Source organism: Maribacter caenipelagi (genome assembly GCF_004364175.1).
Lineage (GTDB): Bacteria > Bacteroidota > Bacteroidia > Flavobacteriales > Flavobacteriaceae > Maribacter > Maribacter caenipelagi.
In genome coordinates, this window is record NZ_SNZW01000014.1 from 401,972 (window position 1) to 421,352 (window position 19,381).

At 35.8% G+C, this 19,381-nt stretch carries 13 protein-coding genes; 9 read left to right on the forward strand and 4 right to left on the reverse strand.

Translation table 11 applies throughout. The features are described 5' to 3' along the window. The first annotated feature begins 84 nt into the window (after positions 1 to 84). The 3 genes from DFQ03_RS09870 to DFQ03_RS09880 are packed head-to-tail and all read left to right on the forward strand — an operon-like array spanning position 85 to position 1,597. On the forward strand, positions 85 to 627 hold the full coding sequence (locus DFQ03_RS09870) for an RNA polymerase sigma factor (protein ID WP_133673001.1): 543 nt from the start codon (positions 85 to 87) through the stop codon (positions 625 to 627). A 33-nt stretch (positions 628 to 660) separates the two neighbouring features. Beyond that, the gene (locus DFQ03_RS09875; protein WP_133673002.1) at positions 661 to 1,167 is read left to right on the forward strand and encodes a hypothetical protein; all 507 of its coding nucleotides are present in this window, start codon (positions 661 to 663) and stop codon (positions 1,165 to 1,167) included. After that, entirely contained in the window at positions 1,160 to 1,597 is a 438-nt protein-coding gene (locus DFQ03_RS09880) for a hypothetical protein (protein ID WP_133673003.1), read from the forward strand. The genes DFQ03_RS09875 and DFQ03_RS09880 overlap by 8 nt, the downstream gene beginning before the upstream one ends. Here the strand turns inward: DFQ03_RS09880 and DFQ03_RS09885 are convergent, their stop codons facing one another. Further along, positions 1,598 to 2,620 carry a WD40/YVTN/BNR-like repeat-containing protein gene (locus DFQ03_RS09885; protein ID WP_133673004.1) on the reverse strand — a complete coding sequence of 341 codons (1,023 nt, stop codon included), beginning with the start codon at positions 2,618 to 2,620 and terminating at the stop codon, positions 1,598 to 1,600. Between the two features lie 157 nt (positions 2,621 to 2,777). Between DFQ03_RS09885 and DFQ03_RS09890 the strand changes: the two genes are divergently transcribed. Continuing rightward, the gene (locus tag DFQ03_RS09890) at positions 2,778 to 3,992 is read left to right on the forward strand and encodes an RsmB/NOP family class I SAM-dependent RNA methyltransferase (protein ID WP_133673005.1); all 1,215 of its coding nucleotides are present in this window, start codon (positions 2,778 to 2,780) and stop codon (positions 3,990 to 3,992) included. Positions 3,993 to 4,068: 76 nt separating this feature from the next. Here DFQ03_RS09890 and DFQ03_RS09895 read toward each other — a convergent pair whose 3' ends face one another. Beyond that, positions 4,069 to 5,661, reverse strand: coding sequence for an amidohydrolase (locus tag DFQ03_RS09895; protein ID WP_133673006.1), 1,593 nt, complete (start codon positions 5,659 to 5,661; stop codon positions 4,069 to 4,071). Positions 5,662 to 5,831: 170 nt separating this feature from the next. Then, on the reverse strand, positions 5,832 to 6,206 hold the full coding sequence (locus DFQ03_RS09900) for a winged helix-turn-helix transcriptional regulator (protein ID WP_133673007.1): 375 nt from the start codon (positions 6,204 to 6,206) through the stop codon (positions 5,832 to 5,834). A gap of 276 nt (positions 6,207 to 6,482) precedes the next feature. On the opposite strand from DFQ03_RS09900, the gene purL reads away from it, so the two are divergent. After that, positions 6,483 to 10,205: a phosphoribosylformylglycinamidine synthase gene (purL, locus tag DFQ03_RS09905; protein WP_133673008.1), complete on the forward strand. Its 3,723-nt coding sequence runs from the start codon at positions 6,483 to 6,485 to the stop codon at positions 10,203 to 10,205. Positions 10,206 to 10,284: 79 nt separating this feature from the next. Here the strand turns inward: purL and DFQ03_RS09910 are convergent, their stop codons facing one another. Continuing rightward, positions 10,285 to 12,882 carry a DUF6923 family protein gene (locus tag DFQ03_RS09910; RefSeq protein WP_133673009.1) on the reverse strand — a complete coding sequence of 866 codons (2,598 nt, stop codon included), beginning with the start codon at positions 12,880 to 12,882 and terminating at the stop codon, positions 10,285 to 10,287. A gap of 254 nt (positions 12,883 to 13,136) precedes the next feature. On the opposite strand from DFQ03_RS09910, the gene DFQ03_RS09915 reads away from it, so the two are divergent. From DFQ03_RS09915 to DFQ03_RS09930, 4 genes are all read left to right on the forward strand, one after another. Beyond that, entirely contained in the window at positions 13,137 to 14,909 is a 1,773-nt protein-coding gene (locus DFQ03_RS09915) for an AMP-dependent synthetase/ligase (protein WP_133673010.1), read from the forward strand. A gap of 301 nt (positions 14,910 to 15,210) precedes the next feature. Then, on the forward strand, positions 15,211 to 15,642 hold the full coding sequence (locus DFQ03_RS09920; protein WP_133673011.1) for a MarR family winged helix-turn-helix transcriptional regulator: 432 nt from the start codon (positions 15,211 to 15,213) through the stop codon (positions 15,640 to 15,642). Between the two features lie 33 nt (positions 15,643 to 15,675). Further along, positions 15,676 to 18,081, forward strand: a complete 2,406-nt coding sequence (locus DFQ03_RS09925; protein ID WP_133673012.1) for a 3-hydroxyacyl-CoA dehydrogenase/enoyl-CoA hydratase family protein — start codon at positions 15,676 to 15,678, stop codon at positions 18,079 to 18,081. Positions 18,082 to 18,181: 100 nt separating this feature from the next. Further along, entirely contained in the window at positions 18,182 to 19,372 is a 1,191-nt protein-coding gene (locus DFQ03_RS09930; protein ID WP_133673013.1) for an acetyl-CoA C-acyltransferase, read from the forward strand. Positions 19,373 to 19,381: the final 9 nt, after the last annotated feature.

Sequence of the window (19,381 nt, forward strand, 5' to 3'; positions counted from 1 at the left end):
AATTAAAAAGTATCAAATACCTAATGTAATGATTAAACCTTTTTCTAATTTCGGAGTCCAACAGTGAACAAACCTCATTTATAGGTGATCGAAGAGGATACATTAGTATTAGATTTAAAAACTAAAAGCAAGCAAGCAGTAGCTTTTGAGGTATTAGTGAATACTTACAAAGAACGTTTGTATTGGCAAATACGTAGTATTGTACTAAGCCATGATGATGCTAATGATGTTTTACAGAATACTTTTATTAAAGTTTATAAAAATATAGACGGTTTTAATGGAGATAGCAAACTCTTTTCTTGGATGTACCGCATTGCAACTAATGAGGCTTTAAATTTTATTAAGCAACGAGCAAAATTGCAAGGAGTATCTGATACTGACTATCAAGATAAATTGTTATCTAATTTAGAAGCTGATGTTTATTTTGAGGGAGATGAAATTCAGCTTCAACTACAAAAAGCCATTGCAACACTCCCTGAAAAGCAAAAACTGGTATTCAATATGAAATATTTTCAGGAGATGAAATACGAAGAGATTTCAGAAATATTGAATACGTCTGTAGGTGGTTTAAAAGCCTCTTATCATTTAGCAATAAAAAAATTAAAGCAGTATTTAAAAGAAGATTAAACCTTTTATACAATTGATTGTCAAACTAATATCATGAACAAAAACAAGAAAATTCCGTTTAAAACTCCAGAAGGCTATTTCGATAGCTTTGAGGATAAGCTAATGGATAAATTATCTAAAACCGAAAGTACTATCCCAAAAGATAGCGCTTTTAAGGTGCCTGATAATTATTTTGAATCGTTTAATGAATCTCTTAAAGGAAAGCTTGATAATGAACCAAAGGTAATTCCGCTTTTTCCTATAAATAAAATAATGTCCGTAGCTGCTTCAATTGCTGCTATTGCACTTATAGCTTTAGGGTATAACTGGAACTCTTCAAGCGAATTAGGTTTCAACGATTTAGCAAATACCGATATTGAAGCATATTTCGAGAATAATGATTTTGAGTTATCTCCTTATGAAATCGCAGAGGTGCTACCAGTAACCAATACTGAATATTCAGATTTTTTAAGTTCGCCTATTGAAGGCGATAACCTACTAGATTACTTAAATGAAAATGTAAGTGATTTTGATGAACTAAATATTGAAGACAATGAATAAATACATAATAATCATATTTCTATTTGTAACTACCCTTTCATTTGGGCAAAGAAACCAAGATTGGGATAAGATAAATACATTAAAAATAGCTTTCATTACTGAAAAGCTTTCATTAAACACTAAAGAGGCTCAAGAGTTCTGGCCTGTATATAATGAGTATCAGGAAAAGAGAAATATTTTACGTAGAAAAAGTCATGAGCAGATTAGAGGTAAAATGAAAGATGCCGATGCCCTTACCGAAAAAGAGGCTGAAAAACTGTTAGCACTTCACATGCAAATTGAAGCAGAGGAAGAAGTGTTGGATAATAATTTTCTTAAAAATGTTAGCAAAGTAATTTCTTCTAAAAAAACACTATTGCTATTGCGCTCAGAAGAAGAGTTTAAACGTCAACTAATGAAGCAGTATCGTCAAAATAAAGGCGGTCGATAATTACTTAAAAACTAGTTTAGAAATACGATTCTTACCGGCTGCATAGGCAATAGAATCATTCTGAAAGCGTATGGTATAGAAAGATTCTTTAGATAATTCTTTCCAACTTTCACCCATATCAGAAGAGTACGTTATTCCTGTAAACCCTACAACAACTAGTCCGGTTCCGTTAGTTCCAGGTATAAATTGAACACAACTTTTATAACCAGGTTCATTACCGTCAGCTACCAAACGCCAAGTTTTTCCGCCATCTTTTGTAATTGCTTTGTTAGCCTTAAAATTATTTGGATTGGTATAATCGCCTCCAATTGCAAAACCTAAATTCTTATCATAGAAATCAATGGAATAAATGCCTTCTGTTGGCTCGGCATTGGTAATTGGAGTTTGATAAGTTTCCCATGACTGGCCTTTATCCGAAGAAAACAAAATTCGTCCAGATGTGGTTGCTACCCAAATAGTATCATCAATTGTTTTAATATTCGTATTACTTGCAGCAAAAGCTCCTTCCCCCTCTATTCCTTCTGGTAATTGAGAACATGGCAATTTAGTCCACGTTTTTCCTCCATCCGAAGTTATTATAACACTTAAACATCCGTGAATAGAATCTCCTATTGCTATTCCGTCTTTATCATTTAAAAAGGTCATGGCATCATAAAACACGACTTCTCCCTCCTCTTTATACACCAATTCCATTCGCCCATTATCTCCAGTTTTATAAAGCAGTGCAGGTGACTCGATTGAAAGCATAAAAAAATCGGTAGATGTATGTGCCACTGCTCTGAATGCCGGTACACTTGTATGATATTTTTCAATATTAGTGCGCACTTTACCGGTAGTTAAATCAATAGTGCCTAAAGTGCCTTTATTAGCTCCGAAAGCCAAGCTATTCCCCATAAGCTCAATAGCTCTAATACTTAAAGAATCTGAATATACTGTTTCAATATTCACCGAACTAAAAGTAATTGGCTGCACACTTTCTGAACATGAAATCATTATAACAATCAAAAGAAAAGTATAACGCATAGGATTATGGTATAAAGTTGCTCAAAAATAAATGGAATCGCTTCTAAAACAATACCTTTGCAGCCATAATTTTTTGGAGGACTAAAGCCTATCTAAACGATAATCATTACAATGACGGCTTCAAATCTTCTGACCATGTAAAATAATAGCACTTCTAATGAAATTACACAGAAATTTGGTGTTTGCCGTGATCGACGCCTTAAACCTTATATTTAACGAAAACGAATATGCCGATAAGGTAGTTCAAAAAGTATTGCGTTACGACAAACGCTGGGGCGCTCGTGACCGTGGCTTTATTGCCGAAACTACCTATGAAATGGTACGTTACAAGCGTTTATACACTGAAATAGCCGAAGTAAAAGCTCCTTTTAGTAGACCAGACCTATTTCGTATGTGGGCAGTTTGGGCAGTATTGAAAGGTATTAGTTTACCAGATTGGAAACAGATAGAACCAACCCCTGAACGAAGAATTAAAGGTAAATTCGATGAGCTTTCTCAAATAAGAAAATATAGAGAGGCTGTGCCAGATTGGATCGATGAGTTATGCGTAAAGGCTTTAGGTGAAAAATTATGGACCGAAGAGCTAGCAAAACTTAATGTACCTGCAGATGTTATTTTGCGTACCAACACCTTAAGAACTACAAAAGAAGAATTGCGTAAAGCACTTTTAGATGAGAATATCGTAGCTGAGCCTATAAAAGGTCACCCTTCTGCATTGAAATTGGTTGAGAGAGCAAATGTATTTGTTACTCAAGCTTTTAAAAACGGAATGTTCGAAGTACAAGATGCCTCATCTCAATTAGTTGCCGAGTTTTTAGATGTTGAACCTGGGCAACGTGTTGTAGATACTTGTGCCGGTGCCGGCGGTAAATCTTTACATTTAGCAGCGTTAATGGAAAACAAAGGTCAATTGATTTCTATGGATATTTATGGGAGTAAATTGAAGGAATTAAAAAGACGTGCCAGACGTAATGGAGCTCATAATATTGAGGTTCGCGAAATTGATTCTACCAAAGTATACAAGAAACTGTATGGTAGTGCCGATAGAGTTCTTATTGACGCCCCATGTACAGGATTGGGAGTTCTGCGAAGAAACCCAGATTCTAAATGGAAAATGCAACCGGAGTTTCTTGACAAAATAGTAAAGACCCAACATGAAATCATTAGAAATTACAGTAAAATAGTAAAACCAGGCGGAAAAATGGTTTACGCTACCTGTTCAATTTTACCTCAAGAAAATAGCCATCAAGTTCAGTCTTTCTTAAAATCTGAAGAAGGTAAAGATTTCACTTTGGTAAAAGACAAAAAAATATATGCTTCTAAAAGTGGCTTTGACGGATTTTATATGGCATTGTTAGAGAAGAGTATTTAATACTAGTTTCTAAAAATTAAAAAGCCTTTCAATTTTTATAATTGAAAGGCTTTTTTGATGGATAGTATTCAAGCGCCTATTCTTTCAACGTTGGGTATTCAATACCCAACTGCTCTAAGTATGTGTCATACTTTGATTCATCGTAATAGAACTTTTCTAATTCTGGTCTAAATTGATCTTGCTTGTCTTTGTTTAAATAAATTGGCGGCATATCACTTTCAGAAATCATAGGTTGGTATTTAGTTTCTTTTTGCTGCTCATTATTAAAATAATCCCAGGCACCTTTCATTAAATCTGGTTTTAATAAAAAGTCAATAATCGTCATTGCCTCTACCTTTGCTCCTGCTACGACGCCTTTATGAGCAATTGGTGTTGCCATGGCAATAGCATTACTCCAATGATGCCCTTGTAACCCTGGTATGTTTGATGGATACCTCAATGTTACCGTAGGCACTTTCCAAGAAATATCGCCTATATCGTCAGAACCACCACTAATAGGCTCAATCACCGGGAGCCCCAATTCATCTAGTTTTACAGGCAAACCTTCTATTTTCTCGGAATTTACTTCAGTTTGTACAGCTTTTGCCAACTGTTGATCAGCATCTGACCATTCTGGCAGTCCGACTTCTTTAATATTAGAATACATGGTTTCTGCTATTACCTTATTGTAATGTCTTGGCCATGCAGTACCCAAAACTTTAGAAGTCATGGTTGTACCTGTCATTAAAGCTGCTCCCTTAGCCATATCGTTTGCCATGGCGTACATCTCCATGATTCCCTCATATTTTATATCTCTAAAATAGAACCAGATCGCTGCTTTAGAAGGCACCACATTTGGTTGATCACCTGAGTCCGTAAAAATAGAATGTGAACGTTTTAAAGGATGCAGATGTTCTCTCTTATAATTCCAGGCGATATTCATTAACTCTGCAGCATCTAAAGCACTTTTCCCCCTCCACGGAGAACCTGCGGAATGAGCCGCTTCACCATCAAAGGCATATTCCACTGATATTAACCCCGTACCTCTTGTTGGTCCGTATGAAACTCCAAGGTTGTTTCCAACGTGAGTGAAAATGCACATATCAATATCATCAAAACGACCATCTCGTACATACCAAGCTTTGGCAGCCACGAGCTCTTCTGCGATACCTGGCCAAACTAGAAGAGTACCGCCAATATTTTCACGCTCCATTATTTTTTTAACCGCTAAGGCGGAAGAAATATTCATCGGAATACCAGAATTATGTCCTTCGCCATGCCCTGGAGCTCCTTCTACTATTGGTTTGTGATATGCAACACCTGGATATTGGGATGCCTTGGGAATACAATCTACATCACTACCCAAAGCAATTGTAGGTCCTTCACCATTACTCCAAGTGGCAAACCACGCGGTAGGAATCCCTGAAATAGAATTTTCAATCTCGAATCCGTTTTCTGCTAAAATTCCGGTTAGATACTTCGAAGATTCCACCTCTTGGAATCCTAATTCTGAAAAACTAAAAATCTTATCTACCATTACCTGAGATTGTTTTTTATTCTCCTCAACAATAGTGGCGACTTCAGTTTTTAATTTTTCAATTTGTTTGTTTGATCTTTTCTTTTGTGCGTACACGCCACTTAAGGCGAATACACAACATGCGAATGCACATAGTGTAGTTCTTTGTTTCATGATGGTTATTTGAATTAGCTGCTAGAAGTTACATAAATTGATTGTTATGCGTGCGGAAACAACTAATTTTTATCTAATTCAAAACCAGAGTAATCTATTTTAAAGTAATAGGATTTTTCAGGGCATTAAAATTCATTTTCCAAAACCTTAGTAAATATTGTAAAATGATTTTAAAAAAGAGGTAATTGTTGATTTTGAGGGGCTTCTTGAATATCGGGTGCCTCAATCTTCACTGCTTTTTGTTTTTGTCCCCAACGAGTCATTGCCTGCACCACCGGAAGTAATGATCTACCTAACGGCGTCAACGTATATTCTACTCGTGGCGGAATTTCACCATACAATGTACGATCAAGAATACCCGACCGCTCTAAAGACTTTAATTGCTTGCTTAGCATTTGGCGATTTATTCCCTCAATTTCTGCAAAAAGCTTATTAAATCGATTGGTGCCTTTATTAATATGATACAAAATTATGGGCTTCCATTTTCCGCCTATCATATCCGTACAATATTCAAGTGCCTGTGTTTTATTATTTTGCTTCGCCATGCTAATTATTTTTACCATCAAACTTTATTCTACCGTATATAGATAGCTTTAATAAGAAGTCTAATAAACATACTATTACTCTATTTAAATTAAAAATCTAATTTTCATACGATAAAGCAAAACTTTATGATATTGATAATTATAGTTGATAAAGGTAAAACAAAATCTCACTAATTTCATTAACAATTACTGTTTAAAAGTGTTTCACATTCCCGTAAATCTTAGCAAGTAAAGTCTTAATTTTGTAATTCAAAAATCAATACCAGACACACTACAATGATTCACTTTTTTGGGGAACCTAGCAAAAAGGTTTTTGCGGTACAGACCGCTAAGGAACTTTCATCTGAAGATACAAGTAAACTTATATGGCTGTTCGGCAACCAACCTAAAATAAATGCGGCGTCTCTTGACGCCTTTTTTGTTGGTCCTAGAGCCGCAATGATTACACCTTGGAGCACCAATGCCACTGAGATTACTCAAAACATGGGTGTTTCTGGAATTATACGAATTGAAGAATTCAATACTGTAGAAGAAAAATTTACAGGTTTCGATCCTATGATTTCCCAGAAATATAGCTCTCTTACTCAACAAGTATTTGATATTCTTATAGAGCCAAAACCTATCTTAAATATTGAAGATATTGCTGCTTTCAACAAACAAGAAGGCTTAGCTCTCAATGATGAAGAAGTAGACTACCTTGAGAACCTCAGTAAAAAACTTGGTCGAAAACTTACCGATTCTGAAGTATTCGGTTTTAGTCAAGTAAATTCTGAGCATTGTAGACATAAAATATTCAACGGCACTTTTGTTATTGACGGTGAAGAAATGCCTTCTTCGCTATTTAAATTGATTAAGAAAACTTCTCAAGAGTTTCCTAATGATATCGTATCTGCCTATAAAGACAATGTTGCCTTTGTAAAAGGACCTAGAGTAATGCAATTTGCTCCTAAAACAGCAGACAAGCCAGATTTCTATCAAGAGAAGGAGTTTGATTCCGTAATTTCTATTAAAGCAGAAACACATAACTTCCCTACCACTGTAGAGCCTTTTAATGGTGCGGCAACTGGTGCTGGTGGAGAAATAAGAGATCGTTTAGCTGGTGGAAAAGGTTCTTTACCTCTTGCTGGGACTGCGGTTTACATGACCGCCTACTCTCGCTTAGAAAAGGAAAGACCTTGGGAAAAAGGAATGCAGGAAAGAGATTGGTTATATCAAACTCCTATGGACATCCTTATAAAGGCTTCTAACGGTGCTTCAGATTTTGGCAACAAATTTGGTCAGCCATTAATTACTGGTTCTGTTCTTACATTTGAATATGATGAAGCTTCTACTCCGTTTGAATCTTCTGAAGAAAAGACAAGTTCTTCAACAGAAACCAAACGTAAATTAGGGTATGATAAAGTGATCATGCAAGCCGGTGGTATCGGATATGGTAAAATTGAACAAGCAATAAAAGACAAGCCTGAAACAGGTAATAAAATAGTAATTTTAGGTGGCGACAATTACCGAATTGGTATGGGTGGCGCTGCGGTTTCTAGTGCAGATACGGGCCAATTTAGCTCGGCTATTGAACTTAACGCTGTACAACGCTCTAATCCTGAAATGCAAAAAAGAGCTGCCAATGCTATTCGTGGTATGGTAGAAAGTGATGAAAATACGATTGTATCTATTCATGACCATGGTGCTGGCGGACACCTAAATTGTCTATCTGAACTAGTTGAAGAAACTGGTGGTAAAATAGATTTAGATAAGTTACCTGTTGGTGACCCAACCCTATCTGCCAAAGAAATTATAGGTAACGAATCTCAAGAACGTATGGGTCTTGTTATCGGTAAAAAGGATATCGACCTTCTAAAACGTATCGCTGATCGTGAGCGTTCGCCAATGTACGAGGTTGGTGATGTTACTGGTGACGACCGTTTTACATTTGAATCTAAAACCAATGGTGCTAAGCCGATGGATCTAGATTTGTCTGATATGTTCGGTAGTTCTCCTAAAACCGTAATGACAGATAAGACGGTTATTCGTGATTATACGAATGCAGAATATTCATTAGAGTTTTTCCACGATTATTTAGATGCAGTGCTTCAGCTTGAAGCTGTTGCGAGTAAAGATTGGCTAACGAATAAAGTGGACCGTTGTGTAGGTGGTCGTGTAGCAAAACAACAATGTGTTGGTCCGTTACAATTGCCATTGAACAACTGCGGAGTAATGGCGCTGGATTTCAAGGGAAAAGAAGGAATTGCGACAAGTATCGGACACTCCCCCATTTCTGCATTGATCAATCCTGCAGCAGGTAGTAAAAATAGTATTGCAGAATCATTGACCAATTTAGTTTGGGCTCCGTTGAAAGACGGATTGGCTTCTGTCTCTCTTTCCGCTAACTGGATGTGGCCTTGCAAAAATGAAGGTGAAGATGCTCGTCTATACAAGGCGGTACAAGCGGTTTCCGATTTTGCTATTGATTTAGGAATCAACGTTCCTACAGGAAAGGATTCTCTTTCCATGAAACAAAAATATAAAGATGGTGATGTCATTTCGCCTGGTACGGTAGTAATTTCAGCTGCTGGCAATTGTAGCGATATTACAAAGGTTGTTGAGCCGGTTTTACAGAAAAATGCAGGTGCTATATATTACATCAACCTATCTAAAGATAATTTTAAATTAGGCGGGTCATCTTTCGCACAGACTAGAAATAGTATCGGTAACGAAACACCTACAATTATTGATTCAGCATACTTTAAAACTGTTTTCAATACCATTCAATCTTTAATTAAAGCCGATAAAATAGTAGCCGGTCATGATGTCGCTTCTGGCGGATTGATAACCACTCTTTTAGAGTTATGTTTTGCAGATACTAATTTAGGTGCTAATCTTGACCTAACGGATTTAGGAGAAGCTGATACAATTAAAGTTTTGTTTTCTGAAAATACAGGTATTGTTCTACAGGCAAAAGATGATAGTATTGAATCAATTTTCGCATCTAAAAATATTGAAGCTAAGAAAATAGGTACGGCTACCAATGAAGCCACTCTTACTGTTAAAAATAACGGTATGGAAATGGGACTTAATATTGAAACCCTTCGTGATACTTGGTATAAAACATCTTACCTGCTAGATAATCAGCAAACAGCCAATGGTTTAGCAAAAGATAGATTTGACAATTACAAAAATCAACCTTTACAATATAATTTCCCTTCTACAACACCTATACAGCTTCCAAGTCGAAGTCTAAACGGAAACGAAGCGAGACCAAAAGCAGCGATTCTTCGTGAAAAAGGAAGTAATTCTGAGCGTGAAATGGCAAATGCTATGTATTTAGCAGGGTTTGATGTAAAGGACGTTCATATGACCGATTTGATTTCAGGTCGTGAGAATCTTGAAGATATTCAATTCTTAGGTGCCGTTGGCGGATTCTCAAATTCTGATGTACTAGGAAGTGCTAAAGGATGGGCAGGTGCCATTAAATACAACGAAAAAGCTAATACTGTCATTAAAAACTTCTTTGCAAGACCAGATACCTTATCTGTAGGTATATGTAACGGATGTCAGTTGTTCATGGAATTAGACTTAATCAATCCGGAGCACGAAGTTCATGGTAAAATGACATATAATGATTCTCATAAGCACGAGAGCAACTTTACCTCTGTAGAAATACAGAAGAACAACTCTGTAATGCTTTCTTCTTTAGAAGGTAGTAAGCTTGGAGTTTGGATTTCTCATGGCGAGGGTAAATTCGATTTACCGCAAACTGAAGAGAATTATGATATTGTTGCTAAATATGGTTATGAAGGTTATCCGGCAAACCCAAATGGTAGTGATTTCAATACCGCTATGCTTTGTGATAAAACAGGTAGGCATTTAGTAACTATGCCACATATTGAACGTTCTATTTTTCCATGGAACTGGGCACATTACCCAACGGATAGAAACGATGAAGTTTCCCCGTGGCTAGAAGCTTTTAAAAATGCTAAAGCATGGGTAGATAATCAAAAATAAATATTTAAAATTCATATAAAATCAAAAGCTGTGCACACCCAAGTCTGGGGTACACAGCTTTTTTTACAACCAAAACGTATTATCTAACTAACAATCTACCGCTCCATATTTTCTCATTGGAGTTTTTCAACTTATAGAGGTATAACCCAGGAGCTAAATCTTTTCTTTCTACAACTATTTCATTTTGCCCTGCTATACTTTCACCTTCCATATGGTGATTTCCTAAAAGTCTACCGCTCAAAGAATAAATATCTAATTGATAAGTATCTGCCTTTTCTTCATAGAAGAATAAGCTTGAACTTTCAATCATAGGATTCGGATAAACAACTGATTTATTTAAATCAGAGTCTACGAATTCTTGACCCAGCTCACGATTATGAAAATCTATATTCTGTAAGGTCATCGACTTCTCTTCTGCATACCCATTTTCGGCAACTAGATTAAATGAAAGCACTTTTATATCAGAGAAATCAGTACCCACATCTGAATCATTTTTAAAATCGGTTGCAGATAACGTATAATCATCCATTTCACTTACTAAACTGATAGTGGTTTTATAGATTGAACCATCACCTTTAATCAATTGTACATCTAAATTACCTGTTCCTTTTGCCTCAAAACTCACTTTGCCATACTCACTTAAATCGACAGCTGCAAACCTCGGACTTAAAGCACGATACACCCCTAAATAATTACTAGTACTACCTTCTAATTTTATATTTCTTTCAATAGGGTAACCTTCACCAACATACGGTCCATCTGCAGGTAACACTTCATATGTCGCTACAATGGTCTCTTCGGCAGAATCATCTAAGCCCCATGGAGCATCGGCAACAAATAAATCATCTGGCGTTGTACCCAAACCTGCACTTATTCTAAATCCCAAATCGAACAAAGTTCCTGTTTTTAAAGCTACAGAATCTAAATATCCATCAATATCCGCTGTTACTCCCAATACCTCAGTATCGCTAGTTTCGGTAAGTTTTAAACCTCCTTCCAGATTTATACTTTCAGAATTATTATTGTTCACTAAATTCAACAATACTTCGCCGTTTTTATAACTGGCAGACTTTACAAATACTGGCGGAGGAGTTGATCCATTATACTGGGTGATATCTGCATTAACTTCTAATAAGTTTAAAATTTCATCGGCTAACAGTAATAAATCATCTACAGAATTTGACCATATTTGAAAATTATAATAAGCCGTATCACTTACATATGCATCTATATTCCAGTGCGATTCTATGGTAAAATTATCATCTGCATTTACCCTTGCAGAAAAAGTTAAGGCAAACTCAAGACTTCCGTCCGGTTGTTTTATTATCGACTTTATAAAATCTTTTTCACGTAATTGAATGTTTGAGACCGATAGTAACTGAGCTCCTAAAAATCTGTCGCAAATAAACTTGCTATGCTCATAAACTTTATCATCGGTTTTAATAACCATTAAAGACCCTAAGTTTTCAGACCCATTTAAATAATCTACCGAATAAATATCTGAAGCATTGGTCAAATCTAATAAATCGCTCGGTGACGATTCTATTGTACTTGTTTCACCAACTACACCCAAAGGAACCAAACTATTTAAAGGAATTTCATTAATTGCTGTTTTAGAGCTGAGACCATAAAATGCATTTTTTACTAGCTTTTTTGCCGTTGACTTATCAAATACATAATTAGATTTTGCCCTATTGAAATTTCTTTTACTAATTAAATTCGCCAATCTGTCATTACTTTCCAATCCCCCTTTATTTGCACTAGAGGTAGTAACAATTACAGGACAAGAAGCAACACCGGAACATGAAGGGTCATCACAATCTACCAAGCCGTCACCATCATCATCTACTCCGTTCAAACAATCTTCTTGTGGTACAGGAGCGGTTGGGCACCGAGCACCATCATTACTTGATGCAGCCGGACCGAAAGCAAAAATATTTGAATTCATATTGCCATCAGTAATATTCTGTACTTGCTCAATTTTATATACCGATCCAGTCTGGTTGGCAGAAATATAAAAATTACCATCTACGTCAAAATAAACCGCACCAAATGTGTAGCTTAAACCCTCAAGAATAGGTACTTCTCCCAAATTATATACCTTACCAGTTTCAGGATCAATTTTAAATAATTTTCTGGTTCTACCTTCTACCGTATACAACATACCATCAGCGGCATTGAAAGCCCAATCGGCAATACCTAAGCTTTGACTTAGTTTAAAAGCTCCTAAATACTCTAGATATGTAGCTGACTCAGGGTTAATATCTACCTTAAAATAGGAAGAACCACCTGCTTTGAAAAAATAAACACCATCAGGAGAAATATCTCCCACGTATTTATTGCCAGTTGGCAATTCTGGAATCGTATATTGATCTACGGTATAATCTTTACCTATTCGTACTATAGTACTAGATGGGGTTGATAAATATCCCCATAAATAACCGTCCGTTGCATTATAACCCACTCCATTTACATTTCCAGGAGTTATATTTTCTGCAACCAAATAAGAACTACCAGATGCAAGATCTAGTGCATAAATGTCATTATATTGAAATAAATATGCATTATAATCGCAGTTGAACGGTTCTGATTGAGCGCTCATATTTAAGGATAGCATAACATAAATAATGATTGCTATTAGCTTATAAGAGAATGTAGTTATGTAGTTTTTTTCCATAATTTCTACTATTTGAAATAAATATTTCTTCTCAAATCTAAAATAAATTATTAAGGAAATTTCTTACAAACATTTGAGATGTATACATAACACGCTCAAATACAATTTATTGTAGATGAACAGTTAAATTCGTCACATTACAAGCTAATGAGCTCTTATTAAGAATATTGTAATGAGATGCATATTTATTTAACAATACAATTTTAAAATATCGAGTTCTTTCACTATTTTGCAATTCTTATTAGAAATTAAGTATGCAAAAAGTTACCCGTCTTTTTGACTTTCCATATTATCAGCTTGAAAAGCATGCCTTAAAAGAGGCATTGGTGTCAAAAAAAAATGGAGAGTGGATAAAAACATCTACTCAAGAATATATTGATAAAGCAAATGCCATCAGCCGAGGACTTTTACGCCTTGGGGTTAAACCTAACGACAAGATTGCCGTAATATCACTTACCAATAGGACAGAGTGGAATATTATGGATATTGGTATTCTTCAACTTGGCGCACAAAACGTACCTATTTACCCGACCATTTCTGAAGAAGATTATGCTTATGTTCTAAATCATTCTGAGGCTAAATACTGTTTTGTTTCTTGTCATGAAGTTTATGAAAAAGTAGTTTCAATTAAAGATCAGGTCAAAAGCTTAGAAAATGTCTATTCTTTTGATGAGCTTACTAATTGTGACAACTGGGGAAAGGTTTTAGAATTAGGTTCAGACAAGTCAAATCAAGATGAAGTTGAAAAATTAATGCATGCCGTTACTCCCGATGATTTGGCAACATTAATATATACCTCGGGTACAACAGGCAGACCTAAAGGTGTTATGCTATCGCATAATAATTTGGTCAGTAATGCCATTGAAAGTTCTAAGCGCTTCCCTATCGAAGACGGAAAAACAAAGGCATTAAGCTTCCTACCCCTGTGTCATGTATACGAGAGAATGCTGATATACCTTTATCAATATAGAGGTGTTTCTATTTACTACGCAGAGTCACTTGATAAAATTAGCGACAATTTGAAAGAAACTAGTCCGCATGTTATGACAGCGGTACCTAGACTTTTAGAAAAGGTATATGATAAAATATATGCTAAAGGAACCGAGCTGACCGGAATAAAAAAGAAATTATTCTTTTGGGCCGTAGAACTAGGTCTAAAATATGAACCTTATGGTCAAAATGGATGGTGGTACGAAACACAACTTTCTATTGCTAGAAAATTAATTTTCAGTAAATGGAAAGAAGGTTTAGGTGGCAACCTAGGTTTAATCGCTTCTGGTAGCGCGGCTTTACAACCACGATTATCGCGAATATTTAATGCTGCGGAATTTGGACTTATGGAAGGGTACGGATTATCTGAAACTTCACCTGTAATTTCGGTTAATGATATGCGCGAAGGCGGATTCAAAATTGGAACCGTTGGTAAGCCTATAGATAGAACCGAAGTTAAAATTGCTTCTGACGGAGAGATTTGTATTAAAGGCCCGCAAGTAATGCTTGGGTATTATAAAGATGAAGAAAAAACCAAAGAGGTAATTGTCGATGGGTATTTCTTAACTGGAGATATTGGAGAATTGGATAGCGACGGATTCTTAAAAGTTACCGACCGTAAAAAAGAAATGTTTAAAACCTCTGGAGGTAAATATGTAGCACCTCAATTATTAGAAAATCGTTTTAAGCAATCTAGATTTATCGAACAAATTATGGTAGTTGGTGAAGGCGAGAAAATGCCTGCTGCACTGATACAACCAGATTTTGAATTCTTAAAAGAATGGGCATCTCTACATAACATTAATGTTCCAGAAAATTCTAGCCTTATAGAGAATGAAAAAGTATTGGAACGTTACCAACAAGAAATTGATGAAGCAAATGAAAAATTTGCTAAATGGGAAAAGGTAAAACAGTTCAGACTTACACCAGACGCATGGAGTATGGAAGGTGGCCACCTTACCCCTACAATGAAATTGAAAAGAAAGATTATTAAGCAGAAATATATGGCGCTGTATAATGATATCTATGAACACTAATAGTATTTAATAGCTATTTACTAGTAAAACACAACACCCAACTAAGACTCAAAAATGATAATTAGTTGGGTGTTTATAGTTTTATGAGTGATTACATTAATCGTATTATCACATAATGAATACTTCATTTTAATCCTATATAGTTAATAGACACACTTCTACATTATTTAAATGACAAAATATTAGTAGAAATAATTATAGGCTCATATTTCTCTAACATCACTTCTTAACCAAAATTTAAACTAAATTTATTATGCATGCATAATAAATTTTCTTATATTTGGGAACCAACTAAAGAAGTATGAAGGAAGCAACGATAGATTATGCGTTGAGAGCTACATGGCAAGCAGTAGCAAGAATGTATAATGAAGAAGCAAAGAATTTTGATTCTACTATGGCTGTTGGTTTTACATTACTAAGTATTGATCCAAAAACGGGCACACCATCTACTTCCCTAGGTCCAAAAATGGGAATGGAAGCGACTAGCCTATCTAGGATTCTGAAAAGTATGGAACAAAAAGGTCTTATCTTAAGAAAACCTAACCCTAAAGATGGCAGAGGTGTTCTTATTTATCTAACAGACTTCGGACTTGAGAAAAGGAATGATTCTAAAAATACAGTTCTTAGATTTAATGAGGCAGTAAAAAATGAAGTGACAGATGAAAAATTAGAAAGTTTTTTTGAAGTTACAGATGCCATCAATAAACTCATTGCAGACAAAAAATTATTTTAATTCAACATATCAAATTAATACAGCATAAAGTACATGAACAAGCACATTAAAAAAGTAGCGGTCATTGGCTCAGGAATTATGGGTAGCGGTATCGCCTGTCATTTTGCAAATATTGGCGTAGAGGTTTTATTGTTAGATATTGTTCCTAGAGAACTGAACGATAAAGAGAAAGCAAAAGGTTTAACCTTGCAAGACAAAGTAGTTCGCAATAGAATGGTAAATGATTCTTTAACAGCGGCGTTAAAATCAAAGCCATCACCTATTTATCATCAAAAATTTGCCAACCGTATTACTACGGGTAATATGGAAGATGATATTTCAAAAATATCTAAAGTCGATTGGATTATTGAGGTTGTTGTTGAACGATTAGATATTAAAAAACAAGTATTTGAAAATATTGAAAAGTACCGTACTCCGGGTACTTTAATTACTTCGAACACTTCTGGTATTCCTATCAAATTTATGTCAGAAGGTAGAAGTGATGACTTTCAAAAACATTTTTGTGGTACCCACTTTTTTAACCCTGCACGTTACTTAAAACTTTTTGAGATCATTCCTGGTCCAAAAACAGATGCTGATGTATTAAGTTTTTTAAATGGATACGGAGAAAAGTTTTTAGGTAAGACTTCTGTAGTTGCCAAAGATACCCCGGCATTTATAGGTAATAGAATTGGAATTTTTAGTATTCAAAGCCTTTTCCATATGGTCAAGGAAATGGATATGACAGTTGAAGAAGTTGATAAGCTTACCGGTCCTGTTATCGGCAGACCAAAATCTGCTACATTTAGAACTGTTGACGTTGTTGGTTTAGATACTTTGGTACACGTTGCCAATGGTATTTATGATAATTGTAAAGATGATGAGCGTCACGATTTATTTAAACTACCAGGTTTCATCAATACCATGATGGAAAATAAATGGTTGGGTAGTAAAACAGGGCAAGGTTTCTATAAGAAATCTAAAGATGCAAAAGGTAAAACCGAAATATTAACACTTAATTTAGAAACGATGGATTATCGTTCTAAAAAGAGTGCAAAATTTGCCACGTTAGAATTAACAAAAACGGTTGATAAAGTTGTTGATCGCTTTACAGTACTTTGTGGCGGAAAAGATAAAGCAGGTGAATTCTATCGTAAGAGTTTCGGACAATTATTTGCCTACGTTTCTCATAGAATACCTGAAATTACAGATGAGCTTTATAAGATAGATGATGCTATGAAAGCTGGTTTTGGCTGGGAACATGGTCCTTTCCAAATTTGGGATGCCGTTGGTCTAGATAAAGGTCTTGAGTTTATTAAGGCTGAAGGTTTAGATGCTGCTGCTTGGGTTCAAGAAATGAAAGCTACCGGTAAAGATTCTTTTTACTCGGTAAAAGAAGGAAGCTCTTATTTTTATGATATTCCGAAAAAATCCATGGAAAAAATTCCTGGGCAAGATTCATTTATCATCTTAGATAACATTAGAAAATCTAAAGAAGTATTTAAAAATGCCGGTGTTGTTGTTGAAGATTTAGGCGATGGAATTTTGAATGTAGAATTTCAATCTAAAATGAATACCATAGGTGGTGATGTTTTAAGTGGCTTGAATAAAGCAATTGACATGGCTGAAAAAGATTTTCAAGGTTTGGTCGTTGGTAACCAAGCACCGAATTTCTCTGTTGGAGCAAACATAGGCATGATTTTCATGATGGCAGTCGAGCAAGAATATGACGAGCTGAACATGGCTATTAAAATGTTCCAAGATACTATGATGCGCATGCGTTACTCCTCTATTCCGACAATTTCTGCCCCTCATGGTATGGCGTTAGGTGGTGGCTGTGAGATTTCACTACATGCAGATAAGGTTGTTGCGGCAGCTGAAACTTATATGGGACTTGTAGAATTTGGAGTTGGTGTTCTTCCTGGTGGAGGTGGCTCTAAAGAGATGGCGTTACGTGCTCAAGACACTTTTAAGAAAGGTGATGTTGAATTAAACGTATTACAAGAATACTTCTTGACCATAGGTATGGCAAAAGTATCTACTTCAGCCTACGAAGCTTTTGATTTAGGATTGCTTCAAAAAGGTAAAGATGTTGTAGTAGTTAACAAAGACCGTCAAATAGCGACTGCAAAAGCTCATGCTATTTTAATGGCAGATTCTGGGTATACACAACCACCAGCTCGCAAAGATATTAAAGTACTAGGTAAACAGGCTTTAGGTATGTTCGTGGTAGGTACAGATGCTATGGAAGCTAGCCACTATATTAGCGAACATGATAAGAAAATTGCAAATAAGCTTGCTTATGTAATGGCGGGTGGTGATTTATCAGAACCTACGTTAGTATCTGAGCAATATCTTTTGGATATAGAGCGTGAAGCTTTCTTATCGCTATGTACCGAGAGAAAAACTTTGGAACGTATTCAGCATATGTTGAAAACGGGTAAGCCATTACGTAACTAAAAATTACGTAGCTGTTAGCCAATAGCAATTAGCTATGGGCCTATTTTAAAACAACAATTAAATGCTAATAGCTAAAAGCTAATAGCCTAAAGCATAAAAAATGAAAACTGCATATATAGTAAAAGGATATAGAACTGCTGTTGGAAAAGCTCCAAAAGGTGTTTTCCGTTTCAAGCGAACAGATGAATTGGCTGCCGAAACCATTGAATATATGATGAAGGAATTGCCACAATTCGATAAAAAACGTATTGATGATGTAATCGTAGGTAATGCAATGCCTGAAGGTTCTCAGGGTTTAAACATGGCAAGACTAATTTCTTTGATGGGATTGGACATTGTTGATGTACCAGGTGTAACGGTAAATAGATTCTGCGCATCAGGTTTAGAAACTATCGGTGTTGCCGCAGCTAAAATTCAAGCTGGTATGGCCGATTGTATTATTGCCGGTGGTGCAGAAAGTATGAGTTCTGTTCCAATGACAGGTAATAAACCAGAGCTAAATTATGACTTAGCAAGTTCAGGTCATGAAGATTATTACTGGGGAATGGGTAATACTGCCGAAGCTGTAGCAAATGAATACAAAGTATCTCGGGAAGATCAAGATAATTTTGCCTACAACTCTCATATGAAAGCTTTAAAAGCACAAGCAGAAGACCGTTTTCAGAGTCAGATAGCACCTATTGAAGTTGAAGAAACTTATTTAGACGCCAACGGAAAAAAAGCTCATCGTAAATATACGGTCACCAAAGATGAAGGTCCCAGAAAAGGAACTTCTGTAGAGGTATTAAATAAACTTCGTCCAGTTTTTGCTGCTGGCGGAAGCGTAACTGCAGGTAACTCATCTCAAATGAGCGATGGTGCAGCATTCGTTTTGATAATGAGTGAAGAAATGGTGAAAGAATTAAACCTTGAACCTATTGCTAGATTGGTAAATTATGCTGCTGCAGGTGTGCCACCAAGAATAATGGGTATTGGTCCTATTGCCGCTATTCCAAAAGCATTAAAGCAAGCAGGTTTAAAGTTAAATGATATTGATTTAATAGAATTAAACGAAGCCTTCGCTTCTCAATCTTTGGCAGTAATGCGCGAATTGAATATCAATCAAGATATCGTTAACGTAAATGGTGGCGCTATTGCCCTTGGTCATCCGTTAGGATGTACCGGAGCAAAATTATCTGTACAGTTATTTGATGAAATGCGCAAAAGAGATATGCAAGGCAAATACGGTATGGTTACCATGTGCGTAGGTACAGGTCAAGGTGCTGCAGGAATATTTGAATTTTTAAATTAACAATTTTAC

What these genes read in the sequence shown, in the direction of transcription:
- DFQ03_RS09875 (WP_133673002.1), top strand. Translation starts at nt 661, where the DNA reads ATGAACAAAAACAAGAAAATTCCGTTTAAAACTCCAGAAGGCTATTTC.
- DFQ03_RS09880 (WP_133673003.1), top strand. Translation starts at nt 1,160, where the DNA reads ATGAATAAATACATAATAATCATATTTCTATTTGTAACTACCCTTTCA.
- DFQ03_RS09885 (WP_133673004.1), bottom strand. Translation starts at nt 2,620, where the DNA reads ATGCGTTATACTTTTCTTTTGATTGTTATAATGATTTCATGTTCAGAA.
- DFQ03_RS09890 (WP_133673005.1), top strand. Translation starts at nt 2,778, where the DNA reads ATGAAATTACACAGAAATTTGGTGTTTGCCGTGATCGACGCCTTAAAC.
- DFQ03_RS09895 (WP_133673006.1), bottom strand. Translation starts at nt 5,661, where the DNA reads ATGAAACAAAGAACTACACTATGTGCATTCGCATGTTGTGTATTCGCC.
- DFQ03_RS09900 (WP_133673007.1), bottom strand. Translation starts at nt 6,206, where the DNA reads ATGGCGAAGCAAAATAATAAAACACAGGCACTTGAATATTGTACGGAT.
- purL (WP_133673008.1), top strand. Translation starts at nt 6,483, where the DNA reads ATGATTCACTTTTTTGGGGAACCTAGCAAAAAGGTTTTTGCGGTACAG.
- DFQ03_RS09910 (WP_133673009.1), bottom strand. Translation starts at nt 12,882, where the DNA reads ATGGAAAAAAACTACATAACTACATTCTCTTATAAGCTAATAGCAATC.
- DFQ03_RS09915 (WP_133673010.1), top strand. Translation starts at nt 13,137, where the DNA reads ATGCAAAAAGTTACCCGTCTTTTTGACTTTCCATATTATCAGCTTGAA.
- DFQ03_RS09920 (WP_133673011.1), top strand. Translation starts at nt 15,211, where the DNA reads ATGAAGGAAGCAACGATAGATTATGCGTTGAGAGCTACATGGCAAGCA.
- DFQ03_RS09925 (WP_133673012.1), top strand. Translation starts at nt 15,676, where the DNA reads ATGAACAAGCACATTAAAAAAGTAGCGGTCATTGGCTCAGGAATTATG.
- DFQ03_RS09930 (WP_133673013.1), top strand. Translation starts at nt 18,182, where the DNA reads ATGAAAACTGCATATATAGTAAAAGGATATAGAACTGCTGTTGGAAAA.